Below are 20685 nucleotides of genomic sequence, written 5' to 3'. Positions count from 1 at the left end.
GTGACCGACCCGCGGAGCCTGATCTCCACGGTCATCGCCGTCGTCGCGATCGTCGCGCTGATCGCCGTCCTCGTCCTGCTCGCGCGCCAGCGCCGGCAGGTCCGCATCGCCAACCAGCTCCTCGAGCTCTCCCGCGAGCTGCGGCAGCGGTACGACGCGCTGCAGTCCGTCACGAAGGAGGGCGTGCTCGTCCAGTCGCTCGCCGGGCACGTCCTCGACATCTCGGAGCGGGCTGCGGCGATCCTCGGCGTCGACCCCGCGGCCGCGCTCGGCAGGCCCGTGACCGACCTGCCTCTGGTGCTGGTGAACGAGCAGGGCCTGTCGATGAACCCGGCGGCCGTCCTGGGCCACCGTGCGACGGGCGGACCGGGCGCGACGGCCGACGGACCCGAGCTCGTCGGCGTCGCACTGCCCGACAGCTCGGGCATGCACGTCCGCATGGTCCAGGTCGCCAGCCAGCTCGTCCCGGCGGGTGACGGCGAGAACCCCGCCGTCCTGACGACGCTCGTCGACGTCACCGGGCGGCGCGAGGTCGAGGCGGCGCTGTCGCGCAGCGAGACGCAGTTCCGGGTCGCGATGGAGAACGCGCCCATCGGCATGGCGCTCGTCGACCTCGACTGGTGCGTCGTCGAGGCGAACTCGGCGCTCGCCGAGCTGCTCGGCACGCGCGTCGACGCGCTGCGCGGCTACCCGATGTCCGAGCTCGGCGAGCCCGAGGGGCGCGCGGCCGAGCGCGTCGAGGTCGACAAGCTCCTCGCGGGCGGTGCGCCGCGCTTCTCGCTCGAGCAGAAGTACGTGCGCGCCGACGGGCACGCCGTCTGGGTCGTGCTCGACGCGGCGCTCGTGCGGTCGGCGAGCGGCCTGCCCGACCACTTCGTCGTCCAGGTCCGCGACTCGACCGAGTCCCGGCTGCAGGCGGAGATGCTCACGCACCGCGCGATGCACGACCCGCTCACCGGCCTCGCGAACCGCACCCTCATGCAGGAGGTGCTCCAGTCCGTGCTGGAGCAGCCCGGGGTCGTCGACCGCGTCGCGGTCATCGCGTGCGACCTCGACAGCTTCAAGCAGGTGAACGACCGGTACGGGCACGCGGCCGGCGACGAGCTGCTCGTGCACGTCGCCGGCGTGCTCCGGGCGGCGACCGCACGGCGCGGGACCGTCGCGCGGCTCGGCGGCGACGAGTTCGTGGTCGTCGTGCAGGACGCCGACGGCCCGCGCGCGGTCTTCGAGATCGCCGCCGCGATCCACGCCGGTCTCGTCGAGCCGGCCCGCATCGCCCGCCGCCGCGTCCAGGTCGCCGCGAGCATCGGCATCGCGCTCGCCGACCCCGAGACCGTCGAGGGCGGCGCGCCCGCGCTGCTCGCCGCGGCCGACGCCGCGCTGTACCGGGCGAAGGCCGCCGGCCGCGGACGGACGGAGGTGTACGACGCGTCGATGAGCGCCACGTCGAGCACCGGCATCCACCGCGAGCTCGCGGACGCGATCGCGGGGCGCGAGCTCGTCGTGCACTACCAGCCGATCGTCGACCTCGCGGACATGCGCGTCGTCGGGTACGAGGCGCTCGTGCGCTGGCAGCACCCGCACCGCGGCCTCCTGCTGCCGGGTGCGTTCCTGTCGCTCGTGCAGGAGGCAGGGCTGTCGGTCCCGCTCGGGCAGTACGTCGCCACGTCGGTCGTCGACTTCGTCGCCCGCACGCGGGACAAGACCCGCTGGGTGTCGGTCAACGTGTCCGCGGACCAGCTCGGGGACGGCGAGTTCGCGACGACGCTCCTCGGCGAGATCTCGCGTCGGCGGGTCACCCCCGGGCGCATCGTCGTCGAGCTCACGGAGTCGTCGCTCGTGGCGTCGAGCACCCGCATCCGGCACGAGCTGACGCAGCTGTCCGCCGCGGGCGTGCCGATCCTGCTCGACGACTTCGGCACGGGTGTCTCGCCGCTGTCCTACCTGCGGGACCTGCCGGTCGCGGGCGTGAAGCTCGACATGTCGTTCACGTCCGGCATCCCCGACGACCCGACCGCCGGGAAGGTGGCGCGGGCGCTCGGCGCGCTCGCGCGCGAGCTCGCGATGGTGACGATCGCCGAGGGGATCGAGCACGAGGAGCAGGCGCGCTACCTGCACCGCAACGGGTGGCGCTACGGGCAGGGCTGGCTGTTCGGGGGCGCGCAGCCGGCCGAGGCGACCCGGACCTGACCGCGCCGCCTCTCCCGGCCGCGGCCAGGCCTGCCGCCCGGCCCGGCGCGGTCAGCCCGCGGCGCGCGGCACCACGACGGGGGCGGGCCCGGTCGACGTGCCGGGGGTCGTGCGCTGCGGCGCCTGTGGGCCGGCGGCCGCGACCACGCGCGCGGTGCGGTCGGCGACCTGCGCGGCCGACAGGGTGTCCGTGCCCTGCGGGACGTCGACGAGGGCGTGCACCCGGTGGCCACCCTTGCGGTCGACGGTGACCGGGGTCCACTCGACGCCTGTGACCTCGACGGGGCCCGCCGCCACGCCCCGCGCGGGGAACGCGCCGGTCGCACGCAGGTGCGCGGTCAGCAGCAGGCCGGAGCTCGTGTCGGGGGAGCAGCACGCCTCGTCCTGGTTCGACAGGTAGTTGCCGAGGCCGTACGCGACCCACATGCCGGCACCGCGCGGACCGCCCGCGAGGCGCTCCACGGGCTGCGGCACGTGCGCGTGGTGGCCGATGACGAGGTCGACGACACCGGAGTCGGCGAGCGCCTGGTCGATCGCGACCTGCTCCGCGGTCGGTGCGGTGCGGTACTCGACGCAGCAGTGCACGCTTGCCACGACGACGTCGGCACCGGCGGCGCGCGCGGCGGTCGCGGCCGCGACGAGCGCGGGCACGTCGATCCGGTCCACCGACCACGGCTTGTCCGCGTCGACGGGCATGCCGTTCGTGCCGTAGGTCGCCGCCAGGTGCGCCACGGTGACGGTCCGACCCGCGCGGTCGAGCCGGTAGAGCTGCGGCTGGGCCTGCTCGGCGGCGGTGCGTGCCGTGCCGACGTGCCCGAGCCCGGCCGCGTCGAGCGCGTCGAGCGTCGCGGTCACGCCGGCGAAGCCGCGGTCGACGGAGTGGTTCGACGCGGTCGAGCAGCCGTCCCAGCCCTGCGCGCGCAGCCCCTGCACGACCGCCGCGGGCGCGCCGAACATCGGGTACCCGCTGGGTGCGGTGCCGGCCGGTGCGACGGGCACCTCGAGGTGGCACAGCGCGAGGTCCGCGGGCTGCACCCACCGGTCGAGCCCGGCGAGCAGCGGGGCGACGTCGTACCCGTCCGCCGTGCGCGCCGAGGACAGCACCGGCAGGTGGGGGAGGACGTCGCCCGCGGCGACGAGCGTGAGCTCGACGTCCGGGTCCGCCGTGGGCGTCGGCGTCGGCGTCGGCGCCGCGGGCGTCGCGGTGACCGCGGGCGGGAGGTCGAGGCGCGCGCCCGCGACCACGCCCTCGTCGGCCCGGCTCGACGCCAGCGCCGTCGCGGCACCCACGCCGACCAGCACGACGACCGCCGCGACCAGGCCGGCCGCGGTGCGCGACGGCCGTCGCCGGGCGCGCGCGTGTCGGGTCACACGCGGACAGTAGTGGCGGCGCCACGGCCGGTTGACTCGCGTCACCCGAACGGCCGTGCGCGGGAGGGGGCTCGCGCCGAACTAGGCTGTGCGGGTGGTCGACGCCGTCCCCTCCGCCTGGAACCTGGCGAACGTGCTCACGGTGGCCCGCATCGTGCTCGTCCCGTTCTTCGCGTGGGCGCTCCTCGCCGACGGCGGCCACACCGTCACCGGGCGCCTGCTCGCGACCGCGATCTTCGTCGTCGCGGCGCTGACCGACCGGCTCGACGGGTGGCTCGCCCGGCGCTCGGGTCAGATCACCGACCTCGGCAAGCTGCTGGACCCGATCGCCGACAAGCTGCTGGTCGGCACCGCGCTCGTCCTGCTGTCGTGGCTGGGCGACCTGCCGTGGTGGGTGACCGTCGTCATCCTGGTCCGCGAGCTCGGGATCACGGCCATGCGGTTCTTCCTGCTGCGCTACGTCGTCCTGCCGGCCTCGCGGGGCGGCAAGCTCAAGACGGTCCTGCAGTCGGTCGCGATCGGCCTCTACCTCCTGCCGCTCGACCAGCTCCCCGCGGCCGTCGAGGTGGTCGCGGCCGTCGTGATGGGCGCCGCCGTCCTCGTCACGGTCGTGACGGGCCTCGACTACGTGCGCACCGCGGTGCGGATCCGGCGCGCCGCGGCCGTCCCGCCCGCCGCGGGCGTGTAGGTCCACCCGTGGCGGACGGCGCCGGGACGACGCGTACCCCCGCCGGCGGCGCGGGCGGCGCCGCCGACCGGTCGCCCGCCGCCTCGCTCCTCGACGCTCTCGGCACCCGCGGCTGGACGCTGGCCGTCGCCGAGTCGCTCACCGGCGGGCTCGTCTGCGCGACGCTCGTCGAGGTGCCCGGTGCGTCGGCCGTGCTGCGCGGCGGCGTGGTCGCGTACGCGACCGACCTCAAGGGCACGCTGCTCGACGTCGACCGGACGCTGCTCGCGGAGCGCGGCGCCGTGGACCCCGACGTCGCCGCCGCGATGGCGACCGGCGTGCGCGCGCGGCTCGGCGCGGACGTGGGGCTCGCGACGACCGGCGTGGCGGGCCCGACGCCGCAGGACGGCCACCCGCCCGGCACCGTGCACGTCGCGGTCGCGACGCCGGACGCCGTGGCGGTGCGGTCGGTGCACCTCGACGGCGACCGGCCCGCCGTCCGGGCCGCGGCGGTGCGCACGGTGCTCGCGCTCGCGGCCGACGCGGTCGCCGGACGCGTGCCCGCGCCGGGAACACCCGGACCGTCGGGATCGTTGCACAGCACGTGATGAGCACTCGACCCCCGGCCCGACGCACGCCCGCGCGCGCGGGAGGTGCGCGGTACGGTGGGAGTCTCCCGGCGCAGACGAAGCCGGGGGCGGTGGTGACGGGCCCCTCGCGGGTGCCGGCACCGAGCGGTGGGCCGGCACGCGACGCGAGAGGGGGAGCCCGGATGGTTGTGCTACGTCGAGAGATCGGCGACGTCCTGCGGGACGCTCGTCAGCGCCAGGGGCGCACCCTGCGTGAGGTGTCGTCTGCGGCCCGTGTCTCGCTGGGCTACCTCAGCGAGGTCGAGCGAGGGCAGAAGGAGGCGTCGTCGGAGCTGCTGAACAGCATCTGCGAGGCGCTCGACGTCCCGATGTCCCTCGTCCTGCGCGAGGTCAGCGACCGTGTCGCGGTGGCCGAGGGTCTCCTGATCCCCGACACCGTCCCGGCCGACCTCGCGGCGTCCGTCGGCGGCGGCGCCGACGGTGGTTGGCAGCGCGGTCGCGCGGAGCTCGCCCCCATCGGCTGACCCGCGTCCCGGTGCTGCCGGGCTCACGGTCCGTGGACCTCAGGTCCGCGGACCGTGCCATGTCCGGCCCCGACGTGCGCCACGGCACGGGTACGGCGCGATGCTGCGCCGAGCGGGTGACGCGCGCGTCCGGAGTGTGGTCACACCCGGGTGAAAACCGCCGCTACCGCCTCGGTGCCTGGCACCGCGGGCACCAGAAGACCGGACGTTCCATCGGCGGACGCCGTGCCGTGCCGCGCGCGATCGGCGTGCCGCACCGCACGCACGGTCGCTGCCGCCGTCCGTGCACGCGCTCGTCCGGGCGGCCCGTGGCGACCGAGCGCTGCATGAGACGTCGAGCGGTCGCGAGGACGCGCGCCGGGTCCTCCACCTCGTCGGCCGGGGTCCACGGCCAGACCCGCTCCGCGAACAGCGACTCCGCCATGAAGATCGTCCCGATCCCGGCCGCGACCGTCTGGTCGAGCAGGACCTCCGCGACGGGCGTCGCGCCGCGGTCGGCCCAGCGGCGCAACGCCTCGGCGACGTCGAAGTCGTCGTCGAGCACGTCCGGGCCGAGGTGGCCGACGAGCGTGTGCTCGTCACGCGTCCCGACGACGTCCAGCATCCCGAGCAGGCGCCCGAGCGCGGTCCACCGCTCCGTCGCCAGCACGGCACGGATCTGCGGCGCGCGGGCCTGCGCCTGCGGCGTGCCCGTCGCCGCGACCCGCCACGTGCCGTCCATGCGGAGGTGCGTGTGCAGCGTGCGGCCGTCGTCGAACCGGGTGAGCAGGTGCTTGCCGTAGGCGGTCGTCCCGAGCACCGTCCGCCCGACGAGGTGCACTCCCGCGGCCGTGGGCCAACGGAGCTCGGCCCGGACCAGCGGCGACCCGACGAGAGCCGCGTCGAGGCGTGCGGCCGTGCGCCGCAGGACGTCACCCTCGGGCATCGCCGGTCCGTCCCGGTGACGACGCCCGCGCCACGACGGCGTCGGGGGCCGGTGGCGCGACCACGGTCACGACTGTCCCCGCAGGCGCAGGCCGCGCGGCGTCGGCGCGAACCCGGCCGTCACGAGCGCCTGCCCGACGGGTCCGTGCAGCGCGCCGTCCGCGAGCACCTCCGCACCGTCCAGGCGCGTCACCGTGAGCCGCCCGGTGTGCCGCGTCCGGACGGCGTCCGCGAGGCCGTGCGCCGCAGCCTCGAGCACCGCCGCGTCGCCGCTGAACGACAGCGCGGTGCGTCCGCCGCGCTCGAGGTAGAGGACGAGCGCCCCGTCGACCAGGACGACGAGCGCGCCCGCCTTGCGGCCTGGGCGGTGTCGTCCGGGGGCCGGGCGCGTGCCGTCGGAGCCGGCGGCCGGGGTGTCGCGGTCGACGTCGCCGCTCGGCCACGCGAGCGCGGCACCGTACGGGTTGGCGGGGTCGGTCGCCGCGAGCACGACGACGAGCGGCCCCTCGCCGTCGCCGCGCGCGGGCACGCCGAGCGGGTCGGCCGCGACGTCGGCCGCCCGTTCCGCGGCCCGGTCGACGACCTGCGCGTCCACCCGCAGCCGGTCGACGGCCCCCGGGAGCGCGAACTGCGACCCGCCGAGCCGCTCGACGAAGTACCCGCGACGCACCTGGCCGCCGTTCTCCAGCGCCGTGAGCACGCGGTACACGTCCGCGAACCGTGCCCCGAGCCCTTCCGACGGGGCGACCGCGCGCGTCAGCACGCCGTGCCGGTCGAGCAGCTGCGCGGCGGCCGCGTGCGCGCGCAGGGTCGGGTCGGCCTCACGCGGGGGCAGGAGCGACCACCGGCCTCCCGCGGCGGCCGCCGACGTCGCGCCCGTGCCGGCCGGACCGCCGGGACCGACGCCCGACGTCGCACTGCCGTCGGTGGCGTACGCGCGCAGACCGGCCCGCAGCCCCAGCCGCGGACGGAGCGCCCTGCCGCGCGGTGCCGGAGCCCGCGTGCGGTGCGCGGTCGTGCCGGTGCCGAGCCAGCCCCGCAGCGGCGCGAGGCTGTCGTTCGTCACCAGCCCGGCCCACACGAGGTCCCACAGCGCGGTCGCGACGTCGCCCGACGACGGCGGGACCTCCTCCGGCGACGTCGCGCGCACCCGCTCGACGAGCTGGTGCAGGAACCACGCCCCGCCACCGCCGAGCGCCTCGAGCACGCCGTCGTGCAGGACCGTGGAGGTCGGGTCGTCCGCGTCGCGCTCCCGCGGAGGCGGCAGGGTGAGGTCGGCGACGGACGTCGGGTGCAGCGACACCAGGCCGTCGTGGCCGGCGAGCGCACCGTGCCCCGCCCAGAGCACCTCCCCGGCGGCGGTGAGCTCGTCGAGCATCGAGGGCGCGTAGTCGGGGACGCGGGCCGGCAGGACGTGCGTCTCCCAGGCCGACGCGGGCAGGGCCGCTCCCGCGAGCTGCTCGACGACGCGCGCGACGCCGTCCGTCCCGCGCAGGGACGCCGTGCCCGCCGACCGGCCCGGGAGCCGCACCGGCTGGACGCCCTGCCAGCGCGGCAGGAACACGCCCAGCGCCTGCGGGTCGACCGGCTCGACCTGGGCGCGCAGCGCGGCGAGCGACCGTCGCCGCAGGGTCCGCAGCACCTGGGCGTCGCAGAACTCGTCGCCCGTCCCGCCGAGCTCGTCGGGGCGCAGGCGGCCGTGCACGAGGACGCCCGCGCTCTCCATGCGCTGCAGTGCGTCGGCGACGACGGCGACGCCGAACCCGAACCGCGCCGCGGCCGACGCGGCCGTGAACGGCCCGCGGGTGCGGGCGTGCCGGCGCAGCAGGTCCCCGACGGGGTCCGGGACGAGCTCGGTGAACACCTCGGGGACGCCGACGGGCAGGGCGACGCCGAGCGCGTCGCGCAGCCGTCCCGCGTCCTCGACCGCCGCCCACTGCTCGGCGCGCTCGGGCGGCAGGCCGCCGAGCCGTACGCGGATCGCGCGACGGGCCCGTGCGAGGTCGTCGAGCCAGGCGGGCACGTCGGAGCGGTGGTCCTCGACGACCCGCTGTGCGGCCTCGTCGACCGTGACCGGGCCGTGCCGGCGCAGGACGTCGGCGAGCCCCTCGAGCGACGACACCTGCCGGTCGGGGGCCGTGCCCGCGAGCTCGGCCTCGGTGCGGACCACCGCGGCGGGGTCGAGCAGGTCGGCGAGCTGCGACTCGCCGCCCTGGCCGAGCAGCTCGGCGAGCAGGGTCGGGTCGAGCGTGAGCGCCGCGGCCCGGCGCTCGGCGAGCGGCGCGTCGCCCTCGTACAGGAACTGCGCCGTGTACCCGAACAGCAGCGCCTGCGCGAAGGGCGACGGCTGCGGCGTCGTGACCTCGACGACGCGCACGCGGCCGTTCGCCACGTCGCGCATGAGCGACGTCAGTGCGTCGGTGTCGAAGTCGTCCTGGAGGCACTCGCGGACGGCCTCCAGCAGGATCGGGAAGTCGGGGTACTGCGCGGCGACCGACAGCAGCTGCGCCGAGCGCTGGCGCTGCTGCCACAGCGGCTGGCGCCGGTCGGGCCGGCGGCGCGGGAGCAGCAGCGCGCGGCTCGCGGCCTCGCGGAACCGGGCGCCGAACATGGCGGACGAGCCGAGCTCCGAGCGCACGGTGTCGAGCACCTCGTCCGGGTCGACGAGCAGGTCGTCGAGGCCGATCGCGGGTCCGGCGTCCGCGTCGCCCTCGGCCCACGCGTCCTCGCCGAGCACGTCGGGCAGCCGCAGCACGATGCCGTCGTCCGCGTGCATCGCGGCCGCGTCGACCCCGTACCGCTCGCGCAGCCGCGCCCCCACGACGATCGCCCAGGGCGCGTGCACGCGTGCCCCGTAGGGGGAGTGCAGCACCACGCGCCAGTCGCCGATCTCGTCCCGGAACCGCTCGACGACCAGCACCGTGTCGGTCGGCAGGTCGCCCGTCGACGCGCGCTGCTCGCCCAGGTACGTGAGCAGGTTGTCGGCCGCCCAGGGGTCCAGGCCGGCCGCCTCGACGCGCGCGCGGGCGGCGGGCTCCGGCAGCGTGCCGAGCTCGCGCACCCACGCGCCCATCGCACGCCCGAGCTCCGCGGGCCGCCCCTGCGCGTCGCCCTTCCAGAACGGCAGGCGCCCGGGGACGCCCGGCGCGGGGGTCACGAGCACGCGGTCCGGCGTGATGTCGTCGATGCGCCAGGTGCTCGACCCGAGCGTGAACGTGTCGCCCACGCGCGACTCGTAGACCATCTCCTCGTCGAGCTCGCCGACGCGCCGTCCGCCGCGCACGCGCCCGCCCGTGCGCTCGGCGTCGACCGGCACGTCGCTCGTCGTCGCGCCGCTCGCGAGGAACACGCCGAACAGGCCGCGGTCCGGGATGGTGCCGCCGCTCGTGACGGCGAGCCGCAGCGCGCCCGGGCGGGCGGTCAGCGTGTCGGTCACGCGGTCCCACACCAGCCGCGGCCGGAGCTCCGCGAACTCCTCGCTCGGGTAGCGGCCCGCGAGCATGTCGAGGACGGCGCGCAGCGTCGCGTCGCCGAGCGTCGCGAACGGGCCGGCGCGACGGACCACGGCCGCGAGGTCGTCGACCGACCAGTCGTCGGTCGCGACCATCGCCACGACCTGCTGCGCGAGCACGTCGAGCGGGTTGCGCGGCACCGACAGCGGCTCGAGCACGCCGCCGCGCATGCGTTCCGCCGTGACGGCGGCCGGGACGAGCTCGCCGCGGAACGTCGGGAACACGACCCCGCGTGACACGGCACCCACCTGGTGGCCCGCGCGCCCCACGCGCTGCAGGCCGCTCGCGACCGACGGGGGAGAGCCGACCTGCACGACGAGGTCGACGGCGCCCATGTCGATGCCGAGCTCGAGCGAGCTCGTCGCGACGACCGCGGGCAGCCGCCCGGCCTTGAGCTCGGACTCCGTGCGGGTGCGCTCCGCGCGGCTCATCGAGCCGTGGTGCGCGCGCGCCAGGATCGTCTCGGCCGTCCGGGTGTCGACGCCGACGGCCGTGCCGGACTGTGCGGGCACCGCCGCGGGCCGCAGCGTGCCGGGGTCGGGCACGTCCTCGCCCTGACGGCCCGCCCACACCTCGTTGATGCGTGCCGTGAGCCGCTCCGCGCCACGCCGCGAGTTCGTGAACACCAGCGTCGAGCGGTGGTCGGCCACGAGGTCGACCACGCGCTCCTCGACGTGCGGCCAGATCGACGGCCGTGCGAGCGGCCGGTCCGCGGTGCCGCTGAGGTCGAGGTCGGGCAGCGGGGCGTCCGCGCCCGGAACGGTCCCGAGCTCGGTGAGGTCCGGGACCGGCACGACGACGTCCACCTCGATGCGCTTGGTCGACGGCGGCTGCACGACCGTGACCGTGCGCCCGCCCTGCGCCGCGGGCCGCGCACCCCCGAGGAACTCCGCGACCGTCTCGACGGGCCGCACGGTCGCCGACAGGCCGATCCGCTGCACGGGCCCCGGCCCGTCCGGGCGGTCCAGCAGCGCGTCCAGACGCTCGAGCGACAGCGCCAGGTGCGCGCCGCGCTTCGTCCCCGCGACCGCGTGGATCTCGTCGACGATCACCGTCCGGACGCCCGCGAGCCCCGACCGCGCCGCCGACGTCAGCACGAGGTACAGCGACTCGGGCGTCGTGATGAGGATGTCGGGCGGCTTCGTCGCGAACGCGCGCCGCTCCGCGGGCGGGGTGTCGCCCGTGCGGATCCCGACGGTCACGTCGGGCAGCGTGCGGCCCAGGCGTGCCGCCGCCTGCCGGATGCCGACCAGCGGGGACCGGAGGTTGCGCTCGACGTCCGTCGCGAGGGCCTTGAGCGGCGACACGTACACCACGCGGCACCGCGCGGCCGGGTCGTCCGGTGGTGCCTGCGTGAGCAGCCCGTCGAGCGCCCAGAGGAACGCCGCGAGCGTCTTGCCGGACCCGGTCGGTGCGACGACGAGCGCGTGCTCGCCACCCGACACCGCCGTCCACGCACCGGTCTGCGCGGCCGTGGGCTGCTCGAACGCGCCGGAGAACCACGCCTGCGTCGCGTCGGAGAACCGGGAGAGCACCACCGCGTCATCGTGCCAGGCGGCGCCCACACCCGCCCTCCGCGCGCCCGGCCGCGGGTGTGGGCGCGGCGCCCGCGGGGTGGCAGGCTGTGGCCCGTGAGGTACCGGGAGTTCTGGGATCTGGTCGACGACGTGCTGGGCAGCGCCCAGGGTCGCGCGCTCGTGCGCGAGCTCGTCATCGGCGAGCTCGACCACCGGACCGCGCAGCAAGCGCTCGACGACGGCGAGGAGCCGCGCACCGTCTGGCACGCCCTGTGCGACGCCCTCGGCGTCCCCGACGCGGCCCGCTGGGGCAGCGACCCGCACCGCGCCGCCCCGCCGAGGCGCTGACGCCGCCGATGCCCGCCGCCGAGCGTCCCGCCCGCCCACCCCGCCGGTGGGTGCCGACGCTCGCCGACGTGGGCGACGTCCTGCTCGGCCTCGCGACGACCGCGCTCGGGCTCGGCGTCGCGATCGCGCTCGTCGACGGGGTCACTGCCGCGTCGCCGCTCGGCGTCGTGGTCGTCGCGCTCGCGGTCGCCGTGGGCGACCTGGCGCTGCGGGCGCCGCTGCGCTGGTTCGCCGCCGTCGCGGGGGCGATGGGCGCGCTGGTCGCGGGGCTCGTCGTCCAGGTCGCGGTCGCGTGGGTCGCCCTCGCCTACGCGCCCGGGATCGCGCTCGACTCGGCGTGGGCGACCGCGGCCGTCCTGGTCGTCACGGCGGTCGTCATGGCCGCGGCGCGCTGGGTCTGGGGCGCGAACGACAGCGACTACGTCATCGCCGACGTCCTGCGCCGGGCGCGTCGGCACGCCCGCAGGTCCGGCGCGGTGCCCGACGGCACGCGGCAGGCGGGCATGCTCGTCGTCCAGCTCGACGGGGTCGCCGAGCCCGTGCTGCAGCAGGCCATCGAGGCGGGTCTGGCCCCGACGATCCAGCGCTGGCTGACCGACGGGTCGCACCGGCTCGAGCAGTGGTGGGCACGCGTGCCGTCGACGACGCCCGCGAGCCAGGCGGGTCTCCTGCACGGCGACTCCACGCAGATCCCGGCGTTCCGCTGGTGGGACCGTGGTCTCGGCCGGCTGGTCGTCACGAACCACCCCGTCGACGCGGCGCTCGTCGAGACGCGCCTGACGACCGGCAAGGGCCTGCTCGCGGGTGGCGGGACGGCGGTGTCGACGATGTTCTCCGGCGACGCGTCCGCCGCGTACGTCGTCATGAGCCGCACGCGCAGCCGCGGGCCCGACGGCGAGCGCGCCGGGCTCGGGCCGGGACCGTCGTTCCTGCGGTTCTTCGCGAGCCCGTTCGTCCTCGCGCGCGCGGTCAGCCTGTCGCTGGGGGAGATGGTCAAGGAGCTCTACCAGGCGCGCCGGCAGCGTGTGCGCGACGTGCGGCCGCGGATCTCGCGAGGCGGCTGGTACGTGGTGCTGCGCGGCGTCACGAACGTGCTCATGCGGGACCTGTCGACGTCCCTCGTCGCCGAGGCGCTCATGCGCGGCGACCCGACGATCTTCGTCGACCTCGTCGACTACGACGAGATCGCGCACCACGCGGGCCCGACCCGACCGGAGTCGATGCGCTCGCTCGAAGGGCTCGACCGGGTCCTGCGGACCCTCGAGGCGGTGTGCGCCGTCGCGCCGCGCGCGTACCGGGTCGTCGTGCTGTCCGACCACGGGCAGGCGCTCGGGGCGACGTTCGAGGACGTCGAGGGACGCAGCCTGCTCGACACCGTGCGGGCCCTCATGGCGGCCCCCGCGGCGCCGGGGGTCCAGAGCGGGACCGGCGAGGACTGGGGGCCGCTGAACGCGCTGCTCACGTCGGCGTTCGGCGGCGGGCGCACGGCGACGGTGGTCGGGCCGGACGCGCGCGACGCACGGGAGGCCGCGGCCGACGGCGAGGTGCCCGAGGTCGTCGTCGTGGGCTCGGGCAACCTGGGGCTCGTGTGGTTCCCGCACGCGTCGCACCGGCTCGCGCTGGAGGACCTCCAGGAGCGGTGGCCGGGGCTCGTCGCCGGGCTCGCGGCCGTGCCGACCGTCGGGGTCGTCGTCGCCGACACGCGTGACCGCGGGCTCGTCGCGATCGGTCCGCGCGGCCTCGTGCTGCTGGAGCAGGACGGTGCCGAGCCCGAGGGCGAGGACCCGCTCGCGCCGTACGGCCCGCGAGGGCGCGCCGACCTCGTGCGCGCCGCGCGGCTCGCGCACTCGGGCGACCTCCTGCTCGTGTCCACCGTGTCCGACCGCGGGCACGTGCACGCGTTCGAGGGGCAGGTCGGCTCGCACGGCGGCATCGGCGGGGACCAGAACCGCGCGCTCCTGCTGCACCCGACCGACTGGGCGCTCGACGACGACCTGCGCGAGGACGTCGGGCCGCGCCGGATGCTCGTCGGCGCGGAGCAGGTGCACGCCCAGCTCGTCCGGTGGGCGACGGCCGCGGGGCTGCGCCCGTGACGGCACGCGGCGCGCTGCGGGTCCGCTGGCTCGGCCACGCCACGGTCGCGCTCGACGTGGACGGCGTGCGGCTCCTCACCGACCCGCTGCTGCGCGGCAACGCCGGGCTGCTGCGGCGCCGGGGCGAGGCGCCCGACCCGGCGCACTGGGAGGACGCCGACGCGGTGCTCCTGTCCCACATGCACCACGACCACGCCGAGCTCGGCTCGCTGCGCCTGCTGCCCGGGGCGCCGGTCCTGTCGGCGCCCGCGAACGCGCGCTGGCTGCGCGCGCACGGCATCGACGGCGCCCTGGGCCTGCCCGACCACGTGTGGTGGTCGGTGCCCGGCTCCGACGTCCGGGTGCGGCTCGCGCCCGCGGTGCACGCCGACAGGCCCATGCCGCACCGGCCCAACACCGCGCACGGGTTCCTCGTGGACGCGCCGTCGGGACGCGTGTGGTTCGCGGGCGACACCGCGCCGTTCGCCGCGATGGCGGACGTGCCCGCGCTGCTCGGCGGCCCCGTGGACCTGGCGCTCGTGCCCGTCGGCGGGTGGGGGCCACGCCTGTCGGGCGGGCACATGGACGCGGTGCAGGCCGCGCGGGCGTGCGCGCTCGTCGGTGCGCGGTCGGCGGTCCCGGTGCACTGGGGGACGCTGCACGCACCGGCCTCGCGCCGGCTCCCGCCGGGCTGGATGGACCGCGCGGGACCGGCGTTCGCGCACGCGGCGGAGCGGTTCGCGCCGCGGTGCCGGGTGCACGTGCTGGCGCCGGGGGACGTGGTGGACGTCGCGGGCGCCGCCGCGGGGTGAGGCCGCCGGCGCGACCGGTCCGGCCGCCGGAGCGCGGCGTGCACGGACGTGCGCCAGGACTCCGGACGCGCGCGGCGTGTCGCGTCGCGTCGAACACGTGTTCGGGTATCGTCGTCCGCGGGTGACACGGCCGAGCCGTCCACAGCCCCCGTCCGGCGGTGCCGGTCCACGAGGCTGACGGGGGAGCGGCCGGTGTGTCGGTGGTCGGGCATAGCGTCACCCACGACGAAGACCAGCCCCCGCAGGCGCAGCCGGACGCTGCTCGAACGACGAGGTGGAACATGCCCGCACCCCAGGACCGCGAGAAGGCCCTCGAGGCCGCTCTCAGCCAGATCGACCGCCAGTTCGGCAAGGGCTCGATCATGCGCCTCGGCGACGAGGGACGCCCGCCGGTCGAGGTCATCCCGACCGGCTCCATCGCGCTCGACGTGGCGCTCGGCATCGGCGGCCTGCCGCGCGGCCGCATCATCGAGGTCTACGGCCCCGAGTCCTCCGGCAAGACGACGGTCGCGCTGCACGCGGTCGCGAACGCGCAGAAGGCGGGCGGTATCGCGGCGTTCATCGACGCGGAGCACGCGCTCGACCCGGAGTACGCCAAGAAGCTCGGCGTCGACACCGACGCGCTGCTGGTCTCGCAGCCGGACACCGGCGAGCAGGCGCTCGAGATCATGGACATGCTGATCCGCTCGGGAGCGATCGACATCATCGTCATCGACTCGGTCGCGGCGCTCGTGCCCAAGGCCGAGATCGAGGGCGAGATGGGCGACAGCCACGTCGGCCTCCAGGCGCGCCTCATGTCGCAGGCGCTGCGCAAGATCACGGGCGCGCTCAACGCGTCCGGCACGACCGCGATCTTCATCAACCAGCTGCGCGAGAAGATCGGCGTGTTCTTCGGCTCGCCCGAGACGACGACCGGTGGCAAGGCGCTCAAGTTCTACGCGTCCGTGCGCATGGACATCCGCCGCATCGAGACCCTCAAGGAGGGTACCGACGCGGTCGGCAACCGCACGCGCGTGAAGATCGTCAAGAACAAGATGGCGCCGCCGTTCAAGCAGGCCGAGTTCGACATCCTCTACGGCGTCGGCATCTCCCGCGAGGGCAGCCTCATCGACCTCGGCGTCGAGCACGGCTTCGTCCGCAAGTCGGGTGCCTGGTACACGTACGAGGGCGATCAGCTCGGCCAGGGCAAGGAGAACGCCCGCAAGTTCCTCAAGGACAACCCTGACCTCGCGGACGAGATCGACAAGAAGATCAAGGAGAAGCTCGGCGTCGGAGCCCGTGTCGACGCGCCGGCGGACGCCCCGGCACCCGTCGACTTCTGAGGCGCGGCTTGTCCCGCACGAGCACAGGTCACCGTCGGGGGCGCGCCACCGAGCCGCCCCCGACGGGGTCCGCCGCCCAGGACGCCGAGCCGGATCCGGAGTCGGTCGCGCGCGCGATCGCGCTGCGGATGCTCACCGGAGCGCCGCGCAGCCGAGCGCAGCTCGCCGAGGGGATGGCGCGACGCGACGTCCCGGCGGAGGTCGCCGAGCGCGTCCTCGACCGGTTCACCGACGTCGGTCTGGTCGACGACGTCGCCTACGCCGAGAGTCTGGTCCGGACGCGGCACGCGGAACGGGGTCTGTCACGTCGCGCGCTCGCGGTCGAGCTGCGCCGCAAGGGCGTCGCCGACGAGGACGCGCAGCGCGCGCTCGAGCAGGTCGACGACGATGACGAGGAGGAAGCGGCGCGGCGGCTCGTGCGTCGCCGGCTCGCGTCGACCGTCGGGCTCGATCCGCAGACGCGCACCCGTCGGACCTTCGCGGCGCTCGGGCGCAAGGGGTACCCGCCGGGTCTGGTGTCGCGCCTCGTCCGAGAGGAGCTCGCCGCCGAGGGGGTCGATCCGGCGGGGCTGTCGGAGCCGGGCGTGGACCTCGACTGAGCAGCGCTGCGCGTGAGGCAGCGGCGCTGCGCGTGGACGCGCCGGTGCGGTGTGTGGACACAGTGGCGTTGCACGCAGACGGTGCGGTGCGGTGCGGTGCGGCGCGGTGCGGTGTGATCCCGGTCGTCCGTGGTCGGCGTCGTCGGACCCGGCGGCGTCGGGCCTTGCTCGTCGCCCACCCCTCCGGAGCTTGAGGTGGGACGGCCCCCGCGACGTGCGTCGTCGCGGGGGCCGTCGCCGTCCGGCGGTCACCTTCCGGTGTCCGGCGAAGGGGCTGTCGGTGTCAGGCGGACGTCGACGACTCGGCCGTCGTGCCGATCTGGGCGGTCGACGCGCCGTGCTGCACCTCGATGCGGCGCGGCTTCGCCTCCTCCGCCACCGGGATGGTCAGCGTGAGGACGCCGTCGGTGTACGTCGCGCTGATCGAGTCGAGCGCGAGCCCGCGTCCCACGGTCAGCTGGCGGGCGTAGGTGCCGACGGGCCGCTCCTTGGCGAGCCACTGCACGTCCTGCTCGGTGCGCGCCGAGCGCTGCGCGCGGATGGTCAGCGTGCGGTCCTCGACGTTCACGTCGATCGTCCCCGGGTCGACACCCGGGAGGTCGACGTGCAGCACGTAGTGGTCGCCCGAGCGGTACAGGTCCATCGGCATGGTCGCCGACGCGCGGTCGGCGGCGAACATCTGGCCGAGCATCCGGTCCATCTCCTGGAACGGGTCGAAACGGGTAGCCACGCCCCTCACCTCCTCGTCGTCGGGGCGTCGGACCTCCCGCGCCCCTGGTGCTCCCCGGCGTCCTGGTGCCGGGTTCGGCTACACCTCCTGTGTTAGCACTCTCGGCCCGCGAGTGCCAAGTCGACGAGTGGCCCTGTTCGCGCACGGAGAACGCCGAGACGCAGCGGCGTGGCGTCGGTGCATTTCGGTCGGGTCGGGCGTGGCCCGTCGCGGATACACCGTCCGGGCCCGGCCGTAGGTGAGAATGTCGCCAGAGCCGGGAGCGCGCGCCGCGGGCCCCGTACGACGGGAGGACACGTGGAGGCAGGTCCCATCGCCACGGTGACCGGGCTGCTCGGTGCGTGCCTCGTCGCGCTGATCCTCGTGCTCGTGGCCCGCCGGGAGGCTGCCGCGCAGCGTGCGCGCGCGGAGCAGGACGTCGCGAGCATCAAGGACGAGGCGAGGGCGCTGCTGGCGGACGCGGACCGCCGCGAGCGGCGCCTCGCGGATCGCGAGCGTGCGTTGGCGTCGGACCGCGCCGAGGTCGAGGAGCTGGACCGCAAGGCGCGCACGCGGGCGCAGGAGGCGGCCGACGCCCGGCAGGAGGCGACCCGGCTCCTCGACGAGGCGCAGCGTGAGGCGGACCGGCGGCTCGCCGCCGCGGAGCGGGACGCGCAGTCCCGTCTGGCGGAGGCCGACGCGATCGCAGGCCGGCGGGTCCTGGACGCGGAGCGCGACGCACTGGCGGAGCTCGAGTCGACGAGCGGCCTGACGCGCGAGGACGCGCTGGAGGAGCTCCGACGCCGGCTCGTCGACCGTGCGGCGAACGACGCCGCCGCGCACGTCCGGCGCGCGGAGGCGCAGGCCCGTAGGACCGCCGAGGCCCGCGCCCGCCGGATCGTCACGACCGCGGTGCAGCGGACGGCCGTCGCGACGAGCGCGCAGGCGTCCACGACGTCGCTGCCGCTGCCGTCGGACGACATGAAGGGCCGGATCATCGGCAAGGAGGGGCGGAACATCCGCGCCTTCGAGGCGCTCACCGGTGTCAACGTGCTGGTCGACGAGCAGCCGGGCGCCGTCGTGCTGTCCTGCTTCGACGCCGAGCGGCGCGAGGTCGCGCAGGTCGCGCTCGAGGCGCTCATGGCGGACGGTCGCATCCACCCGCAGCGCATCGAGGCGGCGTACGCGGAGGCGCTGGCGTCGGCTGAGGAGCGCACCGACGCCGCCGGGCACGACGCGGCCGAACGGGCCGGGGTCGCGGACCTGCACCCGGAGCTGGTCCGGACGCTGGGGCGGCTGCGGCTCCGCACGTCCTACGGCCAGAACGTCCTGGAGCACCTCGTCGAGAGTGCGCTGCTCGCGGCGCAGCTCGCCGCGGAGACGGATATGGACGTCGCGGTCGCGCGCCGGGGCGCGTTCCTCCACGACGTGGGCAAGGCGCTGACGTCCGAGGTGCCGGGCACGCACGCGGCCGTGGGTGCGGACCTGGCGCGGCGGCTCGGTGAGTCGGACGAGGTCGTGAACGCGATCGCGGCGCACCACGACGAGGTGCCGCCCGCGACCGTCGAGGCGGTCCTCGTCCAGGTCGCCGACGCGATCTCGGCGGCGCGGCCGGGCGCCCGTCGTGAGGAGCTCGACCAGTACGTCGAGCGCATGGACAAGCTCGAGCAGCTCGTCTCGGAGCACGACGGCGTCCGGCGGGCCCTGGTCATGTCGGCCGGGCACGAGGTGCGGGTGGTCGTGGAGCCGTCGGCCGTCGTGGACGCCGACCTGCCGCAGCTCGCCGTCCGCATCGCGCGGCACATCGAGCGCGACCTCGCCTACCCGGGTGAGATCAAGGTGACCGTCGTCCGGGAGACCCGCGCCAGCGCGACGGCGGGCTGAGCGGGTCGCCGACCCGACGCCGGGAGGGGGCGGATCAGCGCCCCGTCGACACCACGAGGGTCGGCGCCTCTGCGCGGGCCCGCCCCGCGGTGCGCCGCCCGACGCGTCCCGCGAGCAGCCCGGCGAGCCGGGTGAGCGCGTAGTTGATGACGATGAAGATCAGCGCCGCGACGACGAGCGACTGCAGGATGTTGCCCTGCCCGGATCCCAGCCGGCGGGCCGCGTCGAGCAGCTCCGGGTACGTGATGATGTAGCCGAGCGCGGTGTCCTTGAGGATCACGACCAGCTGGCTCGCGATCGCCGGGAGCATGGCCAGCAGGGCCTGCGGCACCTCGACGAGCCGCAGCGACTGCGCCCGGCGCAGCCCGATCGCGAGCGCCGCCTCGCGTTGACCGCGGGGCAGGTTGTGCACCCCGGACCGCACGAGCTCGGCGAACACGGACCCGTTGTAGAACGTCAGGCCGAGCACGACCGCGATGAGCGGCAGGTCGCGCGGCTCCACGAGCTGGAGGCGCGAGAGCCCGAGCCAGAAGAAGATCATCATGAGCAGCACGGGGACCGCGCGGAAGAACTCGACGACGGCGCCGGACGCGGCGCGCACCCACGCGAACGCGGACAGGCGGCCGAGGCCGAACACGAGCCCGAACACGGCGGACGTGACGATCGCGATGCCCGCGGCGCGCAGCGTGTCGCGCAGGCCGGGCAGCAGGAAGTTCTGCCACGGCTCGGGCGTGAGGAAGATCGTCCACAGGTCGGGTTCGAGCTGGCCGTTGGCGCCGAGGCGCGCGAGCGCCCACACACCGATGCCGATGACGACGAGCGTCGCGACGACGTTGACCCAGACCATGCGGCGCCGGGCGCGCGGCCCGGCGGCGTCGAAGAGGACGGTGTCGCTCACCGTGCCACCGCCCATCTGCGCGAGAGCGACGTCGTCGCGAGGCCCAGGGGCACCACGATGACGACGAAGCCGAGCGCGAACGTGAAGAAGATCAGCAGGATGACGTCGGGCCGGAACTCGATCATCGTCTTCATGAGGGCGGACGCCTCGATCACGGAGCCCGCCGACGCGACGGTGGAGTTCTTGGTGAGGGCGATGAGGACGTTGCCGAGCGGGGCGATCGCGCCGCGGAAGGCCTGCGGCAGGATCACGAGCCGCGCCGACGGCCAGAACCCGAGCCCGATCGCGCGTGCCGCCTCGGCCTGGCCCACGGGCACCGTGTTGACGCCCGAGCGCAGCGCCTCGCAGACGAAGGCCGCGTGGTAGACGGCCAGGCCGAGCACCGCGAGCCGGAAGAAGTTCGTCTGGAAGTCCTGGGAGAGCTGGATGCCGAGCTGGCCCCACAGCCCGAGCACGCAGAACACGATGATGATCGTCAGCGGGGTGTTCCGCAGCAGCGTCACGTAGGTGGCGCCCGCCCAGCGCAGGCTGGGCACGGGGGAGATGCGCATGACCGCGAGCACCGTGCCGAGCACGAGCGCGAGCACGCCGGCGTAGAGGGTGAGCTGGATGTTCACCCAGAACGCGCCGAGCACGTCGTACTCGTCGAACAGGGACACGAACTGCTCCCAGGTGCCGTCGTCCACCGGCTCTCCTTCTCGTGGTGGTCACAGGGGCGACGCGACCGGTGGTCCGCACGCGCGTCG

At 75.8% G+C, this 20685-nt stretch carries 16 protein-coding genes; 10 read left to right on the top strand and 6 right to left on the bottom strand.

Annotated features, from left to right (window positions below; all coding sequences use genetic code 11):
• Positions 1–2190, top strand: a complete 2190-nt coding sequence (locus tag OOT42_RS12265; RefSeq protein ID WP_273651488.1) for an EAL domain-containing protein — start codon at positions 1–3, stop codon at positions 2188–2190.
• Between the two features lie 51 nt (positions 2191–2241).
• Here OOT42_RS12265 and OOT42_RS12260 read toward each other — a convergent pair whose 3' ends face one another.
• Complete coding sequence (locus tag OOT42_RS12260; protein WP_273651487.1) at positions 2242–3561, bottom strand: CapA family protein; 1320 nt, start codon at positions 3559–3561, stop codon at positions 2242–2244.
• Between the two features lie 94 nt (positions 3562–3655).
• Here OOT42_RS12260 and pgsA point away from each other — a divergent pair, with 94 nt between their 5' ends.
• From pgsA to OOT42_RS12245, 3 genes are all read left to right on the top strand, one after another.
• Positions 3656–4249 (top strand): CDP-diacylglycerol--glycerol-3-phosphate 3-phosphatidyltransferase, encoded by a 594-nt coding sequence (gene pgsA, locus OOT42_RS12255; RefSeq protein WP_273651486.1) that lies wholly within the window; start codon positions 3656–3658, stop codon positions 4247–4249.
• 8 nt (positions 4250–4257) lie between these two features.
• Positions 4258–4836 carry a CinA family protein gene (locus OOT42_RS12250; RefSeq protein ID WP_273651485.1) on the top strand — a complete coding sequence of 193 codons (579 nt, stop codon included), beginning with the start codon at positions 4258–4260 and terminating at the stop codon, positions 4834–4836.
• A gap of 164 nt (positions 4837–5000) precedes the next feature.
• The gene (locus OOT42_RS12245; RefSeq protein WP_273651484.1) at positions 5001–5342 is read left to right on the top strand and encodes a helix-turn-helix domain-containing protein; all 342 of its coding nucleotides are present in this window, start codon (positions 5001–5003) and stop codon (positions 5340–5342) included.
• A 163-nt stretch (positions 5343–5505) separates the two neighbouring features.
• Here the strand turns inward: OOT42_RS12245 and OOT42_RS12240 are convergent, their stop codons facing one another.
• Positions 5506–6267, bottom strand: coding sequence for an Fpg/Nei family DNA glycosylase (locus OOT42_RS12240; RefSeq protein ID WP_273651483.1), 762 nt, complete (start codon positions 6265–6267; stop codon positions 5506–5508).
• A 66-nt stretch (positions 6268–6333) separates the two neighbouring features.
• Positions 6334–11316: an ATP-dependent helicase gene (locus OOT42_RS12235; RefSeq protein ID WP_273651482.1), complete on the bottom strand. Its 4983-nt coding sequence runs from the start codon at positions 11314–11316 to the stop codon at positions 6334–6336.
• A gap of 93 nt (positions 11317–11409) precedes the next feature.
• Here OOT42_RS12235 and OOT42_RS12230 point away from each other — a divergent pair, with 93 nt between their 5' ends.
• The 5 genes from OOT42_RS12230 (at position 11410) to OOT42_RS12210 (ending at position 16448) form a co-directional block, all read left to right on the top strand.
• The gene (locus OOT42_RS12230; protein ID WP_272727339.1) at positions 11410–11643 is read left to right on the top strand and encodes a DUF3046 domain-containing protein; all 234 of its coding nucleotides are present in this window, start codon (positions 11410–11412) and stop codon (positions 11641–11643) included.
• A 68-nt stretch (positions 11644–11711) separates the two neighbouring features.
• Positions 11712–13736 carry an alkaline phosphatase family protein gene (locus OOT42_RS12225; protein ID WP_273651481.1) on the top strand — a complete coding sequence of 675 codons (2025 nt, stop codon included), beginning with the start codon at positions 11712–11714 and terminating at the stop codon, positions 13734–13736.
• Positions 13733–14527 carry an MBL fold metallo-hydrolase gene (locus OOT42_RS12220; RefSeq protein ID WP_273651480.1) on the top strand — a complete coding sequence of 265 codons (795 nt, stop codon included), beginning with the start codon at positions 13733–13735 and terminating at the stop codon, positions 14525–14527. Before OOT42_RS12225 ends, OOT42_RS12220 begins: the two co-directional genes overlap by 4 nt.
• 281 nt (positions 14528–14808) lie before the next feature.
• Positions 14809–15849, top strand: a complete 1041-nt coding sequence (recA, locus tag OOT42_RS12215; RefSeq protein WP_124342842.1) for a recombinase RecA — start codon at positions 14809–14811, stop codon at positions 15847–15849.
• 8 nt (positions 15850–15857) lie between these two features.
• Positions 15858–16448, top strand: coding sequence for a regulatory protein RecX (locus tag OOT42_RS12210; RefSeq protein WP_273651479.1), 591 nt, complete (start codon positions 15858–15860; stop codon positions 16446–16448).
• Between the two features lie 283 nt (positions 16449–16731).
• Here OOT42_RS12210 and OOT42_RS12205 read toward each other — a convergent pair whose 3' ends face one another.
• Positions 16732–17178 carry an Hsp20/alpha crystallin family protein gene (locus OOT42_RS12205; RefSeq protein ID WP_273651478.1) on the bottom strand — a complete coding sequence of 149 codons (447 nt, stop codon included), beginning with the start codon at positions 17176–17178 and terminating at the stop codon, positions 16732–16734.
• Between the two features lie 297 nt (positions 17179–17475).
• Here OOT42_RS12205 and rny point away from each other — a divergent pair, with 297 nt between their 5' ends.
• Complete coding sequence (rny, locus tag OOT42_RS12200; protein WP_273651477.1) at positions 17476–19041, top strand: ribonuclease Y; 1566 nt, start codon at positions 17476–17478, stop codon at positions 19039–19041.
• A gap of 34 nt (positions 19042–19075) precedes the next feature.
• On the opposite strand, the gene OOT42_RS12195 is transcribed toward rny, so the two are convergent.
• Both OOT42_RS12195 and OOT42_RS12190 read right to left on the bottom strand, forming a co-directional pair.
• Positions 19076–19939: an amino acid ABC transporter permease gene (locus OOT42_RS12195; protein WP_273651476.1), complete on the bottom strand. Its 864-nt coding sequence runs from the start codon at positions 19937–19939 to the stop codon at positions 19076–19078.
• Entirely contained in the window at positions 19936–20625 is a 690-nt protein-coding gene (locus tag OOT42_RS12190) for an amino acid ABC transporter permease (RefSeq protein ID WP_273651475.1), read from the bottom strand. The genes OOT42_RS12195 and OOT42_RS12190 overlap by 4 nt, the downstream gene beginning before the upstream one ends.
• Between the last annotated feature and the right edge of the window lie 60 nt (positions 20626–20685).

It is taken from the genome of Cellulomonas fimi, from assembly GCF_028583725.1.
Taxonomy (GTDB): domain Bacteria; phylum Actinomycetota; class Actinomycetes; order Actinomycetales; family Cellulomonadaceae; genus Cellulomonas; species Cellulomonas fimi_B.
The sequence above is the reverse complement of the archived record's forward strand: the minus strand, read 5'-3'. Positions and strand labels throughout refer to the sequence as shown.

Bases quoted from the DNA above. Each gene is read 5' to 3' on its own strand.
- OOT42_RS12240 (WP_273651483.1), bottom strand. From the start codon at position 6,267: ATGCCCGAGGGTGACGTCCTGCGGCGCACGGCCGCACGCCTCGACGCG.
- OOT42_RS12245 (WP_273651484.1), top strand. From the start codon at position 5,001: ATGGTTGTGCTACGTCGAGAGATCGGCGACGTCCTGCGGGACGCTCGT.
- recA (WP_124342842.1), top strand. From the start codon at position 14,809: ATGCCCGCACCCCAGGACCGCGAGAAGGCCCTCGAGGCCGCTCTCAGC.